This window comes from Actinopolyspora biskrensis (assembly GCF_013408175.1).
Taxonomy (GTDB): Bacteria; Actinomycetota; Actinomycetes; order Mycobacteriales; family Pseudonocardiaceae; genus Actinopolyspora; species Actinopolyspora biskrensis.
Genome location: NZ_JACBYW010000002.1, coordinates 241,338 through 255,685, shown reverse-complemented (window position 1 = coordinate 255,685; position 14,348 = coordinate 241,338). Strand labels below are relative to the sequence as shown.

Below are 14,348 nucleotides of genomic sequence, written 5' to 3'. Positions count from 1 at the left end.
AGCAGGCGCCGACCAGGAGGAGTCACACAGCATGCCACCACCCCGTCAGACACCACTGCACGACGTGCACCAGCAGCTGGGGGCGAGTTTCACCGAGTTCGCCGGCTGGGAGATGCCGCTACGCTACGCCGGGGACACCGTCGAGCACAACGCCGTGCGCAACACGGCCGGGCTGTTCGACCTCACGCACATGGGCGAACTCAGGCTCAGGGGCCCGCAGGCGGCCGAGGCACTGGACTACGCCCTGGTGGCCAACGCGTCCGGGATCAAGGTCGGACGCGCGCGCTACACGATGATCTGCGACGAGAACGGCGGCGTGCTGGACGACCTGATCGTCTACCGCACCGGTGATCACGAGTTCCTCGTGGTCGCCAACGCGGCCAACGCGCAAGTGGTCTCCGCCGAACTCGCCGAACGGGTGCGTGCTTTCGACACCGAGTACACCGACGTCTCCACCGAGTACGCGCTGATCGCGGTGCAGGGCCCCGCCTCCGCGGACATCCTGGCACCGTTGACCGACACCGATCTCGGACAGGTTCGTTACTTCGCCGGGTACTCGAGCCGCGTGGCCAACTGTGACATTTTACTCGCCCGTACCGGCTATACCGGCGAAGACGGTTTCGAGCTGTTCACATCGACCGCCGACGCCGCTACGGTTTGGCACGCGCTCAGCGAGTCGGGCGCACCGCACGGGCTGCAACCCGCGGGCCTGGCGTGTCGGGACACCCTGCGGCTGGAAGCGGGCATGCCGCTGCACGGACACGAGTTGTCCCCCGAGCTGACTCCGTTCCACGCGAACCTGGGGCGAGTGGTTCGGTTGGACAAATCGGCGGACTTCGTCGGCCGCGCGGCGCTCGCGGCGGCCGCCGAACAACCACCACGGAGGACTCTGGTGGGGCTGAGCGGGACAGGTCGTCGCGCGCCGCGGCACGGCTACACCGTGCTGGACAACGACGGCGCCGAGACCGGTGTCGTGACCAGCGGCGCACCGTCGCCCACGCTGGGACACCCGATCGCGATGGCCTATGTGGACCGGGCCAGCGCCGAGCCGGGTACCGAACTGCAGGTGGACATCCGCGGCAAGGCCGCGCCCGTGGAGGTCGTGGAAACACCCTTCTACAACCGGAACCGCTGAACGCGGCCGCCCCGAGTCCACCGGTAATCACAAACACGGAGGTAATTGATCATGCCGTCAGGCGATCTGTTCAACGAGCGACTCGCCTCGGTCGATCCCGAGGTGGCCAATGCGGTCGATGCCGAGCTGCACCGCCAGCAGAACACGCTGGAAATGATCGCCTCGGAGAACTTCGCACCGCAGTCGGTGCTGGAGGCTCAGGGATCGGTACTGACCAACAAGTACGCCGAGGGGTACCCGGGCAAGCGCTACTACGGTGGCTGCGAACACGTCGACGTCGTCGAGCAACTGGCGATCGACAGGGTCAAGGACCTCTTCGGGGCCGCTTACGCCAACGTCCAGCCGCACTCGGGCGCCCAGGCCAACTCGGCGGCCATGTTCGCGTTGCTCAACCCGGGCGACACCATCCTGGGACTCGACCTGGCCAACGGTGGGCACCTCACCCACGGGATGCGGATCAATTTCTCGGGCAAGCTCTACAACGTGGTCCCCTACCACGTCCGTGAGGACGACAACCTCGTCGACATGGATGAGGTCGCCCGTCTGGCCAGGGAGAACAAGCCGCAGCTGATCATCGCCGGTTGGTCCGCCTACCCGCGTCAGCTGGACTTCAAGCGCTTCAGGGAGATCGCCGACGAGGTCGGCGCCTACCTCATGGTGGACATGGCGCACTTCGCCGGGCTCGTCGCGGCCGGGTTGCACCCCAACCCGGTTCCGCACGCCCACGTGGTCACCACCACCACGCACAAGACCCTCGGCGGTCCGCGTGCGGGCGTGATCCTGTCCTCCCAGGAGGACCTCGGCAAGAAGTTCAACTCCGCCGTCTTCCCCGGACAGCAGGGTGGTCCGCTGGAACACGTGATCGCGGGCAAGGCGGTGGCCTTCAAGCTCGCCGCGGGCGAGGAGTTCGCCGACCGTCAGCGGCGCACCCTCGAGGGCGCGCGGATCGTCGCCGACCGGCTGCAGCAGCCCGACGCTGCCGAGGCAGGAGTTCAGATCGTCTCCGGCGGCACCGATGTGCACCTGGTGCTGGTGGACCTGCGCAACTCGGAGCTCAACGGTCAGCAGGCCGAGGACCGCATGCACGAGGTCGGCGTGACGCTCAACCGCAACGCGGTTCCGAACGATCCGCGGCCGCCGATGGTGACCTCGGGGCTGCGCATCGGCACCTCGGCGCTGGCCACCCGCGGGTTCGGGGCCGAGGACTTCACCGAGATCGCCGACATCATCGCCACGGCGCTGCACTCCGAGTTCGACGAGGCGCTCAGCAAGAAGCTGCGTGCCAGGGTGGAAGCGCTCGCGGCGAAGCACCCGCTCTACCCCAACCTCTGATCGTGGTTCTCCGTTCGGGTTGTCGGGCTACTCGCTCGGCGGAACCTTCCGGCGGGGACCGCCGCGGAAGCCCCGCCGGCGGGTAGCCGGGATCCGAGCCGAGTGACAGTGCCGCGTCCCTCCCGGGGGGCGCGGCACTTCTTCGGTGCCGGGACTCCGTACCGACAAATCACCGCGGCCGATCTTGTAGGTTTCGCGATCTTGTAGCCCTCCGGTCGTTCGGCGACCGTCGACGGCATGACGAATCCGCTGGACGAACTGGTCACGAAGGCGCTGCAACGGCGGACTCCGACGCGCGAAGAGGCGGCCGGAGTGCTCACCGAGGAGTTCGACGTTCTCGATGTCGTAGCGGCCGCGGCTCGAGTGCGCAGGCACTTCTTCGGAAACCGGGTCAAGCTGAACACGATCATCAACATGAAGAGCGGGCTGTGCCCGGAGGACTGCAACTACTGCGCACAACGGCTCGGCTCCGACTCGGAGATCCTCAAGTACTCCTGGGTCGCGGCCGAAGAAGCGGCCGAGGCCGCCGAGGCGGCCGCCGGCGCGGGAGCGAAGCGCATCTGCCTGGTCGCCAGCGGTCGGGGGCCGGGGCAGCGTGACGTCAACAGGGTCGGCTCGACCATCGAGGCCATCCTGCGGAAACAACCGGACGTGGAGATCTGCGCCTGCCTCGGGCTGCTCTCCGAGGGGCAGGCCGAGCAACTCCGCACGGCAGGCGCGTACGCCTACAGCCACAACCTGAACACCAACGAGGAACGTTACGCCGAGATCTGCTCGACACACACCTTCGCGGATCGGACGAGAACGGTTCGGGAAGCCACTTCGGCTGGGCTGTCCCCCTGCTCCGGGGCGATCTTCGGCACGGGCGAGTCGGACGCGGACGTGATCAGCCTCGCTTTCGAACTGCGCGAGCTGTCCCCCGACTCCGTACCCGTCAACTTCCTGATTCCGATGGAGGGGACCCCGATGGAGGGGCAGTGGCACCTGACGCCGCAGCGCTGCCTCCGGATCCTCGCCCTCTACCGGTTCTTCTTCCCCGACGTCGAGGTCCGCCTGGCCGGCGGCCGGGAGATACACCTGCGCAACGTCCAGGCGCTGGCGCTCCACGTGGCGAACTCGATCTTCCTGGGCGACTACCTGACCAGCGAGGGGCAAACCGGGGACCAGGACCGTCAGCTGATCACCGACGCTGGGTTCGTCATCGAGGGCAAGGAGGAGGCGACCCTGCCCGGGCAGCGGCAGGACCTGGTCAACATCCGCAGGCGCGGGGTCGGCACCGACGTGGCTTCCAACGTCTGAGCGGAGTTCGCCGTCCGGGGGCGGCGGTCCGGGATCTAGTGCTCCGGGCTCGAACAACCGGTGCGCGAATGCTCACGCGGCACGGTCGATGTCCTCGACCGTGCCGTTTCCGGCAGCGAAGTCGGAGCTCTCCGAGCCGACCGAGCCGGCGCCGGTCCCCTGCCCGACGCGACGACCGGAACGACGTCGCCACAGCCAGAAAACCAGCCCGATCAGCACCAGCGCCCCCAGCGCGAACCACCCCGCTCCGCCGAGTATGTGTTCGATGTACTTGGCCGAGGCCCCGGCCAACCAGCCGATCGACACGTGCAGCACGGCCCAGGAGGTGCCCCCGAGCAGCGAGGCGGACAGGAACCGGGCGTAGCCGAGCCCGCAGGATCCGGCAGCGGCCGGTGTCAGGGTGCGAACCACGGGCAGGAAGCGCGCTATGAACACGGCCCCCGTCCCGTAGCGACGCAGCTGCTCACCCGCCCGGTCCCAGTGCCGTTGGCCGAGCTTGCGCACGGCGGCGCTCTCCCGCATACGCCACCCGTAGCGACGCCCGAGCAGGAAACCGATGTTGTCACCGACGACGGCGAACAAAGCCACGCACAGGGACAGCGTCAGGAAGAAACCGAAGTCGGTGACGGCGGCCGAAGCGATCAGCAAGCCGCTTTCCCCGGGCACGAAGAAGCCGATACCGAGAGTGCACTCGCCCAGCACCAGTGCACCGACCACTACGACGAGGAGTGGCCGGGGAAGCCCCGCGATCGCTGCGAGCAGCTCACTGACAACAGACACACGCACTCCTCGGACCGGCGACGTGGCTCACGCTATCGCGTGATTACGGTCGCACGAACCCGGTACGACCCTGAACCGCCCTGAGTCAGGGCACGACTTCAACTATCGTCGCCGGGGCGGCAGCTCTTGGTCCAGGAGCACTCGAGCGGTGAGCGGTGGGCGTCGACACCGGAGCCGTCCCGCCCCCCGGAAGTGGTCGGCGGGCCGCCTTCCCGGGAATGCGGATCGACCGTTCCGGAGGGGACGTCACCTCCGTGCTCGGCCAGCCGCACCGCTATCGCGTCCTGCACGTCGCGCGGAGCGGCTCCCAGGAAGTCGTTGAACACGACCGAGAACACCAAAGGCCGCTCCGAGCGGGTGCGCACGTACCCGGACAGGGCGGTCACCCCGGTCATGGACCCCGTCTTGGCCACGACGTCGCCCTCGGCGGCGGTGCCTTCCATGCGTCCCCTGAGCGTGCCTCCCACCAGTCGTTCGGGCTTTCCCGCAACGGGCAGAGCCGCGTACCAGGTGCCGAACCACGGTTCCTCGCGCGCCGCGTCGAGCAGCAGGCTCAACTGCCTCGGGCTCACCGTGTCCAGCGTGGAGAGCCCGGAGCCGTCGACGAGGCGGTACCCCCCGGGGTCCACGCCCAGGGACTCCAGCTCACTCCGAAGCACTCTCATGCCGGCGGTCCAGCTGCCCTCGCCCAGAACCCGTCTTCCCATGGTCTTGACCAGTGTTTCCGCGTGCCCGTTGTTGCTCAGCTTGAGGAAGGGGGTCAGCAGTTCACCGAGGGGCATGGAACGATGTTCGGCCAGCACCCGCGCCCGTTCGGGGGCCCGGGAGGTTCCCGTCCCCTCGAAGGACACCCCGTGTTCGGCCAGTGCTCGGCGAAACACGTCCAGCGCGTAGCGCGTCGGGTCCGGCACGCTGCTGAAGAACCGCTTCTTCCCCGAGTCGGCAGGCAGCTCCCCGGACACGAGCACCCGGTCGCTCCCGTGCTCGCGACGCACGGACAGGCTCCCCTCGGACCCCGCACGGGTCGTTCGGGCCCGGTTCACCACGGTGACCGCACCGGTCGAGGGACTGGTGCTCACCCGCACGGGACGATCCGGCTTTCCCGGCCGCGCCCGGACGACCACCGAACCGGCGTCGTAGTCGTCGGTGGGGGCGACGGTCAGCGCTGAGACCGGCGCCGCGTAGTGATAGGGCTCGTCCACCGCCATCCAGCCGTTGGCCAGCCCCGGACCGGTGAACCAGCTGTCGTCGGCGAGCACCCGGCCGCGGACGACGTCGATCCCGGACTCGGCGACATCGGCGGCGAGCCCCTCGTAATCGGCAGCCAGCATCGTCGGGTCGCCGCTCCCGCGCAGGTACAGATCACCGCGCAGCTCCGCGCCCTGCCTCTCCCCCGTCGTGAGCACCTCGGTGCCGAACCGGAAGTCCCTGCCGAGCGTTTCCAGCGCGGCCACCGAGGTGAACAACTTGGCGTTGGAGGCCGGAGTCATCCGCGTGCGCGGGTTCCGCGCGTAGAGCACGCGGTCGCTGCGCGGATCGCGGACCACGACCCCCACCGTGGACCCGTCCAGGCGAGGGTCCTCGAGCATCCCGTCCAGATCGTCGCGCAGCTCGCCGCGCCCGTCCGGAGAGGCAGGAGAAGCGGCGCCGGTGGGAGTCGCCAGCAGCACTACGAACCCGAGGAACAGAGCCAACCCACGCCGCAACGTCCCGCCTTTCGAACACGGCACACGTACACCACACGAGCGAACACCTTTCGTGCTCGGTACAAGCAAGCACAGCGCGTGCGCGTGGTCAACATCGACGCACCGCTCCCCGTCGTGTTAGCTCGCGGAGGCACGCCCCGCCGATCAGGCCATCGCGATGGAGCCGGCCATCACCAGCAGCGCACCGCCGCAGCAGCGCTCGAAGACGCGCTTCCGCCGCGGATCCGCGAGAAAGGCCGACAACCACCCGACCGAGGGCACCACGATCAGCCACCAGGCGGCGAACGAGGACACCGCCACCCCGCTCAACAACAACGCCTGTGGCATCGGCTCACCGGAGGGATCCATGGCCTGCGGCAACAGGGTGAGGAAGGTGAGCAGCACCTTCGGGTTGAGCACGTCGATCAGTAAACCGCGGAAGAACACCGCCCGCCGCGACGTCGGCGCCGCGGTCGCCTCCCGCACGGTCCCGGCGCCCGCCCGGCGCAGGATCTGCAGTCCCATGAAGGCCAGATAGCAGACCCCGATCACCTTGACCACGGCCAACGCCCCGGGAACGGCCATGACCAGCGCGGACAGTCCCGCGGTGGCCGCGCTCGCGTGCACGAGCAGCCCACAGGTCACACCGGCGGCCGCCAGCCATCCCCACCTGGTTCCACTCGCGGCGTTTCTGGTCACCATCACGAAGTCGGGCCCCGGGACCAGGATGATCACCAGCAGGGCGAGCAGGAACGACCCCCAAGCGATGTGCACCGCGAACTCCTTCACGCTTATCCGACGAATCTTCGACAGTCCTCGGAATAATGGGTCATTAGTTCGTGCTCTTTCCAGCTACGACATACGATGTTCGGCGATGACGAACACAGTAGAACTGGATTCGGTGGACTGGCGGATCCTGGAGGAGTTGCAGAACGACGCGACACTGGCCAACAGGACGCTGGCCGAAAGGATCGGTCTCGCCGCGTCGAGCTGCCTGCAACGAGTGCGCAGGCTGCGTGAGCAGGGGGTGATAACCGGGTCACACATCGACGTGGACCCGGCCGCAACCGGTCTGACCCTGGAGGCCGTGGTTTCCATCAACGTCCGCCCGCACACGCGGGCGGTGGTGGATTCCTTCCGGGAGTTCGTGATGGCCCAGCCCGAGACCCGCTCGCTGCTCCACGTCAGCGGGCAGGCCGATTTCATGCTGCACGTCGCCGTGGCCGACAGCGCGCACCTGCAGAGCTTCCTCGTGGACAAGCTGTCCGCGCGCACGGAGGTACGGCACTTCACCACCTCGGTGGTGCTCGAACAGGTCCACACCCGCGCGCTCACTCCGCCCCGGCCGCCGCGACCGGCACGCAGGCGCGGCTGAGCAGTGCCGACGAGGCGCGGGCCTGCGACCGAGTCCGTGCGAACAGGAGCCTCGTGTGCCGGTACCCGCATCAGCCGAGCTATTCATCCCGCCGAGCAGCCGGTTCGGGCCTCCCGTCGTGTCAAAGCCCCGGAGCGGTTCTTCCGAAGCAGGCAGGGCCGGGATTCCGCCCCGGTGATCGGCGCCGCCGCGGGTTCTCTCGTGGTGCTCTCGCGAGGACGGTCCCGACGTCGTGTAGGCCGGCTACCCGAGGTCGGGGCACCCGCAGCGAGAGCCCGCGAGAGGTTCCGCCACGCAACCACCCGCGCTAACCGAGGCGGGAAACTCTCGCGGTCAGTCCGCCATGCGGAGCAGCCCTTCCTGAACCACGGTGGCGATCAGGGAACCGTCCCTGGCGAAGAAGTTCCCCGTCGCCAGCCCACGCGCGCCGGAAGCGCTCGGGGAACTGCAGTCGTAGAGGAACCACTCGTCCGCGCGGAAACGGCGGTGGAACCACATGGCGTGGTCGAGGCTGGCGCCGTGGACCTTGTCGACCCCCCAGTACACGCCGTGCCCGATGAGCACGGAATCCAGCAGCGTCAGGTCCGAGGCGTAGGCCAGCAGGCAGACGTGCAGCAGATCGTCGTCGGGCAGCTCACCGTCGGCCCGCATCCACACTCTGCTGCGGGCGTCCCGCGGTCCCTCCCGGCGACTCAACCACGGCGGTTCGGTGACGTGACGCATGTCGACGGGCCGCGGCAGGTTGGCCATGCCCCCCACCTCGTCGGCCATGGCACCGATCCGCTCCCCGTAGGTCGGCAGCTCCTCCGGCGCCGGGACCTCGGGCATCGGCTCGGAGTGGTCCATGCCCTCCTCCTCGACCTGGAAGGACGTGGACAACGAGAATATGGGCTTGCCGTGCTGCACCGCGACGACCCGGCGCGTGGTGAACGAACGGCCGTCGCGTGTCCGGTCCACTTCGTAGACGATCGGAACGCTGGGATCTCCGGGACGGAGGAAGTACGCGTGCAGGGAGTGCACCCTGCGGTCGGACGGCACGGTCCGCCCGGCCGCCACGAGGGCCTGCCCGGCCACCTGGCCGCCGAACACCCTTACCGGTGATTCCGCGGGACTGACCCCTCGGAAAATGTTCTCCTCGATGGGTTCGAGATCCAGCAACGCGACCAGACGGTCCAGCACAGGCTGTCCGTGCGGCATTCCGCTGGCGTCCACCGGAACCGAGGACTGACTACTGGCGCCTGCCGGGTCTGCGGCGGCGTCCCGTGCCGCTCGGGTCACTTCGGGCTCCTCGTGTCGTGATCGGTGTGCGCCACCCCTCGCCCGAGGCGCGCGGAATGCCGGAGAGCGCTGGCACCGCAGTACCGCGTACTCCGGTTCCGCCACGCTTCGGGGGGATCAGACGTGGTCTTCCTCGCCGAGACGGTGCACCCGAACCAGGTTCGTCGAGCCGACCGTCCCCGGAGGGGATCCGGCGACGATAACCACCGTGTCCCCGGTCTCCGAACGTCCGATCGACAACATGGCCTGGTCCACCTGGCGCACCATCTGGTCGGTGGTCTCCACACTAGGCACCAGGAAGGTTTCCGTCCCCCAAGTGAGAGCGAGCTGACTCCGGACGGACTCCTCGGGGGTGAACGCGAACAGCGGCAGCCTGGTGTGCAACCGGGCCAACCTCCGTACGGTGTCACCGGACTGCGTGAACGCCACCAGCGCCTTGGCGCTGAGACGCTCCCCGATGTCCCGCGCGGCGTAGGAGAGCACTCCCCGCTTGGTACGCGGCACGTGGCTCAGTTCCGGCGGTTCCGAGGAACCGGCCTCGACCGCCTCGACGATGCGGGCCATCGTCTCCACCGTATCCACGGGATAGTCGCCGATGCTGGTTTCGCCGGACAACATCACGGCATCGGTGCCGTCCAGCACGGCATTGGCCACATCGGACGTCTCCGCGCGGGTGGGCCTCGGGTTGCCGATCATGGAATCGAGCATCTGGGTGGCCACGATCACCGGCTTGGCGTTCTCCCTGGCGATCCCGATCGCCCTCTTCTGCACCAGCGGCACGTGTTCCAGCGGGAGCTCGACGCCGAGGTCCCCCCTGGCCACCATCACCCCGTCGAATGCGAGCACGATGGCTTCGAGGTTGTCCACCGCCTCGGGCTTCTCCAGTTTCGCGATCACGGGGGCTCGACGACCGACCCGGTCCATGACCTGGTGCACGATGTCGATGTCGGCCGGGGTGCGGACGAACGACAGCGCGATGAAGTCCACACCCATGTTCAGCGCGAACTCCAGGTCCTCGATGTCCTTGGACGACATCGCCGGAACGGAGACGTCCATTCCCGGCAGGGAGAGCCCCTTGTGGTCGGAGACCGGCCCCCCTTCGTCGACCTCGCAGACCACATCGGTCTCCTCGACGTCGGTAACGGTCAGTCCGACCTTCCCGTCGTCGACGAGGATCCGGTCGCCCACCTTCGCGTCGCCGGTCAGTCCCTCGTAGGTCGTGGACACCCGGTCGTGGTCGCCCTGTACGTCCTCCACCGTGATACGCACCGCCTCGCCGGTACGCCATTCGACCTCGCCCTCGGCGAAGGTCCCCAACCGAATTTTCGGCCCCTGCAGGTCGGCGAGGACTCCCACCGCACGTCCCGACTCGGACGCTTGGGCACGAACCATGTCGTAAACATGGCGGTGGTCCTCGTGACTACCGTGGCTGAAATTCAGCCGAGCGACGTTCATCCCGGCGCTGACGAGCGCACTCACCTTCTCCGGGCTGGCCGTTGCTGGCCCCATAGTACAAACTATCTTGGCTCGTCGACTCACGGTGCCACAGCCTAATCCGTACTATCGCGCGCGCAGCATGCGACCACCGGCGTTGTCCACCTTCCGAGAGGCCACAGTGCTGGATCCTTTCAGTAGACCCCTCCACCGTGTGCTGTTCACGATTTGCTGCGTAGCCAGCGCGGTGATTCTTTTCACCCCTTCGAGCGGGGTTCCCACCGCTCCTCCCGGCACGGACAAGCTCGTCCACCTCGCGCTCTTCCTCGCGCTGACCGGCACCGGGCAGCTGGCCGGTGCACGTTCCGGGCCGCTGGTCACCACGCTGGTCTGCTACGCACCGCTGTCCGAACTGCTGCAAGCCGCGTTGCCGATACGCCGCCACGCCGATCCCCTCGACCTCGCGGCGGACCTGGCAGGAGTTCTCACCGCACTGGCGCTCCTCCGGCTGACACGGCGTTCCCACCTTCGTGTGAGTAGCCGTCGTCCCAGGGCAACGCGCTCCCGCTCGGGAATGATCGACGGTTCCGCGGACTGAATCGCGTTATTCTCGTGGACGTGGACTCCACCGCACGAGCTCGCTCACGTACGGCCGGCGGCAATCTCCCGGCAGAGGTCACGAGCTTCGTCGGCAGGCGTCGCGAGATCACGCTCACCAAACGACTGCTGGCCGAATCCCGGGTGGTCACGCTCACCGGCCCAGGGGGGATCGGCAAGAGCAGGTTGGCGCTGCGCGTGGCGACGGGCGCGCGCAAATCGTTCCGGGACAAGGTGTGGCAGGTCGACCTCGGCGATCTGGACGACCCGGAACTGCTGCCGGCCACCGTCGTGGAACAGCTCAACATCCCGGAGTCCTCCGGCGGCACGGAGACCGACGACATCGTCGAGTACTTCCGTGAACGCGAAACTCTGCTCGTCGTGGACAACTGCGAACACCTCGTGGAGGCCTGCGCCGGGCTCGTGGACGCCCTCGTGCGCTCCTGCCCGGGGGTGCGCGTACTCGCCACCAGCAGGCACTCCCTCGGTATCGCCGGGGAGAGCACACTGGTCGTCCCCCCGCTGCAGGCTCCCGACCCGGAGCAACTGCCCGCTCCGGAGGCCTACGAGCAGTACGCCGCCGTGAGGCTGTTCGCCGACCGGGCCCGCGCCGTGGTTCCCGAGTTCGAGGTGACTCCGGACAACGCCCCCGTGCTGATGCGGCTGTGCCAGCGACTCGACGGCAACCCCCTCGCCATCGAGCTGGCCGTGGTGCGACTGCGCTCCCTGTCCCCCGAACAGCTCGAGGAACGCCTCAACGAGCGGTACGAGCTGCTCAGCGGGGGGAGGCGCGGAGCTCCGCAGCGGCAGCGGACGCTGCGGGCCCTGATCGACTGGAGCTACGACCTGTGCACCGAGCAGGACCGCAGGGCATGGGCGCACCTGTCGGTGTTCGCGGGCAGCTTCGACCTCGAAGCGGCCGAACACGTCCTCGGAGACACCGTCGACCGCGGAAACGTCGCGACGCTCGTCCACTCGCTGGTGGACAAGTCGATCCTGCTGCGCGACTCCGACCACGACGGTCCGAGCCGCTACCGGCTCCCCCACGCGTTGCGCGAGTACGGCCTGGAGAAGCTGACCGCGGCGGGTGAGCGCCCCGGAACCGAGGAACGGCACCGGCAGTGGTACGGCGGCATCGTGGAGCGGTTCTCCGCCGAGTGGCTCGGTGCCGAGCAGGTCGAATGGGTGCGGCGGCTGCGCATGGAGCAGGCGAACCTGCGTACGGCGCTGCATCTGGCGAGCGGCCCCGAAAGGGCGGCCGCCGACCCGTCCTTCGCGCTGCGCCTGGCCATCGGGCTGGGGCGCTACTGGCAGCTGCGCGGTCTGCATTCGGAGGCTCGGCACTGGCTGGACAGGACGCTGGCGCTGACCGGTACGGAACACGCCAAGCGGGACAGGGCCTCCGCGCTCGCCGCCAGCGCCTGGTTCACCCTCCTGCACGGAGACGTCTCCGTGGCTCGACGTTCGCTGGACACGGCCACCACCACGATCGAGGACGAGGACGCCGCCCTCGAACGCGCCCAGCTGACCCAGGTGTACGGCATGGCGGCACTGTTCGAGCAGGAAACGGACACGGCCACCCGGCTCCTCCAGGGAGCGCTGACCGCCTTCCGCCGCCACGTCGATCCGCAGGGCGAACTGTTCGCGCTGATCGGGCTCGGGCTCGCCCACACGTTGGGCGGGCGAAGACAGCACGGGCTGGAGCTGCTCGACGACGCACTGGCGATCACCACGGGCCGAGGCGAGATCTACTGGCGTTCCTGGACGCTGTGGGCGATCGGATACCTCAAGATCACGGCCGGCGCCCCCGAACGGGCCGAATCCGCCCTCAAGGAAGCGCTGAGCCTGCAGCGCAGGCTGGACAACCGTCTGGCCATCGCCTTCAGCATGGACACCATGGCCTGGGCCGTGCACCGGCGCGGTGACGACAAGCGCGCGGCCCGGCTGTTCGGGGCGGCGGGCGGAGCCTGGGAGTCGGCGCGTTCCACCCCCAACCTCTACGCCGCCTTCGCCGAGGAGCACCGGAACCACCTGGTCGCCACGAGGCAGGCCCTCGGCTCCGAGGAGTACAACGACGCCTTCGACCGCGGATACCGCTGGTCCTCCGAGACCGCGATCGACTACGCGCTGGAGATCAAGCAGCGCTCGCGGACCAGCTCGCGGGAGAACGTTCACCCGATGCCGCTGACGAGCCGGGAGCGGGAGATCGCCCAGCTCGTGGCGCAGGGACGCACCAACAAGGAAATAGCCGAACGACTGGTCATCGCGCTGCGAACGGTGGAGGGCCACGTGCAGCACATCCTCACCAAGCTCGACTTCACCTCGCGGGCGCAGATCGCGGGGTGGGTCGCGGGGCAGCAGTCGGAGCAGTCCTGATCGAAGCCTTCCGCTCGGACCACCGGAACTCGCCGCCCGCCCCCTTCCCCGGGCCTCCGCTCCGAGTGCCCGAGCTCGGGCGGCCACGGGCTCCGCGCCGAACGGTCACGTTTCGGAGGTGTCCAACAGCTCCAGCGTCCCGTGCAGCGCCTCGGCGACCAGCTCCCTCGTCGCGTCCTCGGCACGCTGCCCGTGCCCCTCCCCGATGCACCGTGCGATCTCGCTGTGCAGCTCGATGGCCCTCGGCTCGGGACGAGCCGGCATCAGTCCCTGCTCGGTGCGCCAGCGCAGCACCTCCCGCACCACCTCGTGCAGTTGGGCGAACATCTCGTTGCCCGAGGCCCTCAGCACCAGGGAGTGGAAAGCCACGTCGGCGTCGAGGAACTCCTCCAGAGCTCCGGCCGAGGCGAGCTCCCCCATCCGAGCCGCGAGACGCGCCAGCTCCGCCACCTGCTCGGCATCGGCACGCTGCGCCGCGGCACCGGCCGCCACCGGCTCGACGGCGGTGCGGAGTTCCACGAGGGTCTTGACCTGGTTGGTCCTGTCGACCTCCAGCAGCCAGCGGATCAGCATCGGATCGAAAGTGTTCCACTCCTCGCGCGGCCGAACCACGATCCCGATCCGCTGACGTCCCACCACGAGCCGGATCGAGGCGAGCGTGCGCACCACCTCGCGCACCACACTGCGGGATATGCCGAAACGCTGCTCCAGGTCCTCGACGCGCAGCACGCTACCGGGCGGATGCGTCCCGGCGCTGATCTCGCGCCCCAGAACGTCGACGATCTTTCCGTGCAGTCCTCCGCTCAACCTGGCTCCGTTCGCCGCCATGCACGCCCGGGACCTCCCGATCCTCGCCCGGTGGTCACCGCGCGACGGTCACCCCGGTGACGGCGCGGGAGGGCCGCCAACATGGCACGTGCACATTCCGGCGGACCAGAATAGTCGTCGCACCCCCCGCGCGGTCAGGGACGCTTTTCCCGAGCGGTTCCCGCGGCGGGACCGCGCCGTTTCACACGACGCCGGCGATCACGCACCGGCAAGCACACTCCCCGCGGAG

General features: G+C 68.6%; 12 protein-coding genes. 6 read left to right on the top strand and 6 right to left on the bottom strand.

Going from position 1 to position 14,348, the window contains the following annotated elements; translation table 11 throughout:
• The first annotated feature begins 31 nt into the window (after positions 1–31).
• From gcvT to bioB, 3 genes are all read left to right on the top strand, one after another.
• Positions 32–1,135, top strand: coding sequence for a glycine cleavage system aminomethyltransferase GcvT (gene gcvT, locus FHR84_RS06885; RefSeq protein WP_179534627.1), 1,104 nt, complete (start codon positions 32–34; stop codon positions 1,133–1,135).
• Between the two features lie 51 nt (positions 1,136–1,186).
• On the top strand, positions 1,187–2,467 hold the full coding sequence (glyA, locus tag FHR84_RS06880) for a serine hydroxymethyltransferase (protein WP_179534626.1): 1,281 nt from the start codon (positions 1,187–1,189) through the stop codon (positions 2,465–2,467).
• Positions 2,468–2,704: 237 nt separating this feature from the next.
• Complete coding sequence (gene bioB / locus FHR84_RS06875; protein WP_179534625.1) at positions 2,705–3,766, top strand: biotin synthase BioB; 1,062 nt, start codon at positions 2,705–2,707, stop codon at positions 3,764–3,766.
• 72 nt (positions 3,767–3,838) lie between these two features.
• Here bioB and FHR84_RS06870 read toward each other — a convergent pair whose 3' ends face one another.
• From FHR84_RS06870 to FHR84_RS06860, 3 genes are all read right to left on the bottom strand, one after another.
• A complete protein-coding gene (locus tag FHR84_RS06870; protein WP_179534624.1) occupies positions 3,839–4,546 on the bottom strand; it encodes a VTT domain-containing protein in 708 nt (235 codons plus the stop codon).
• A 98-nt stretch (positions 4,547–4,644) separates the two neighbouring features.
• Complete coding sequence (dacB, locus tag FHR84_RS06865) at positions 4,645–6,252, bottom strand: D-alanyl-D-alanine carboxypeptidase/D-alanyl-D-alanine endopeptidase (RefSeq protein WP_246300306.1); 1,608 nt, start codon at positions 6,250–6,252, stop codon at positions 4,645–4,647.
• Positions 6,253–6,396: 144 nt separating this feature from the next.
• Entirely contained in the window at positions 6,397–7,005 is a 609-nt protein-coding gene (locus FHR84_RS06860; protein ID WP_179534623.1) for a LysE family transporter, read from the bottom strand.
• Between the two features lie 100 nt (positions 7,006–7,105).
• Here FHR84_RS06860 and FHR84_RS06855 point away from each other — a divergent pair, with 100 nt between their 5' ends.
• Entirely contained in the window at positions 7,106–7,606 is a 501-nt protein-coding gene (locus tag FHR84_RS06855) for an Lrp/AsnC family transcriptional regulator (protein ID WP_179534622.1), read from the top strand.
• 333 nt (positions 7,607–7,939) lie between these two features.
• Here FHR84_RS06855 and tesB read toward each other — a convergent pair whose 3' ends face one another.
• Together tesB and pyk are read right to left on the bottom strand one after the other, a co-directional pair.
• A complete protein-coding gene (gene tesB / locus FHR84_RS06850) occupies positions 7,940–8,884 on the bottom strand; it encodes an acyl-CoA thioesterase II (protein WP_179534621.1) in 945 nt (314 codons plus the stop codon).
• 117 nt (positions 8,885–9,001) lie between these two features.
• A complete protein-coding gene (gene pyk / locus FHR84_RS06845) occupies positions 9,002–10,423 on the bottom strand; it encodes a pyruvate kinase (protein ID WP_179534620.1) in 1,422 nt (473 codons plus the stop codon).
• 109 nt (positions 10,424–10,532) lie between these two features.
• On the opposite strand from pyk, the gene FHR84_RS06840 reads away from it, so the two are divergent.
• Positions 10,533–10,916: a VanZ family protein gene (locus FHR84_RS06840; protein ID WP_343075178.1), complete on the top strand. Its 384-nt coding sequence runs from the start codon at positions 10,533–10,535 to the stop codon at positions 10,914–10,916.
• Between the two features lie 20 nt (positions 10,917–10,936).
• Positions 10,937–13,291 carry a LuxR C-terminal-related transcriptional regulator gene (locus tag FHR84_RS06835; RefSeq protein ID WP_179534619.1) on the top strand — a complete coding sequence of 785 codons (2,355 nt, stop codon included), beginning with the start codon at positions 10,937–10,939 and terminating at the stop codon, positions 13,289–13,291.
• A 105-nt stretch (positions 13,292–13,396) separates the two neighbouring features.
• Here the strand turns inward: FHR84_RS06835 and FHR84_RS06830 are convergent, their stop codons facing one another.
• The gene (locus tag FHR84_RS06830; protein ID WP_179534618.1) at positions 13,397–14,119 is read right to left on the bottom strand and encodes a FadR/GntR family transcriptional regulator; all 723 of its coding nucleotides are present in this window, start codon (positions 14,117–14,119) and stop codon (positions 13,397–13,399) included.
• Between the last annotated feature and the right edge of the window lie 229 nt (positions 14,120–14,348).

Excerpts from the sequence above, each read along its gene's own strand:
- bioB (WP_179534625.1), top strand. The coding sequence starts at position 2,705 with ATGACGAATCCGCTGGACGAACTGGTCACGAAGGCGCTGCAACGGCGG.
- FHR84_RS06830 (WP_179534618.1), bottom strand. The coding sequence starts at position 14,119 with ATGGCGGCGAACGGAGCCAGGTTGAGCGGAGGACTGCACGGAAAGATC.
- gcvT (WP_179534627.1), top strand. The coding sequence starts at position 32 with ATGCCACCACCCCGTCAGACACCACTGCACGACGTGCACCAGCAGCTG.
- FHR84_RS06855 (WP_179534622.1), top strand. The coding sequence starts at position 7,106 with ATGACGAACACAGTAGAACTGGATTCGGTGGACTGGCGGATCCTGGAG.
- glyA (WP_179534626.1), top strand. The coding sequence starts at position 1,187 with ATGCCGTCAGGCGATCTGTTCAACGAGCGACTCGCCTCGGTCGATCCC.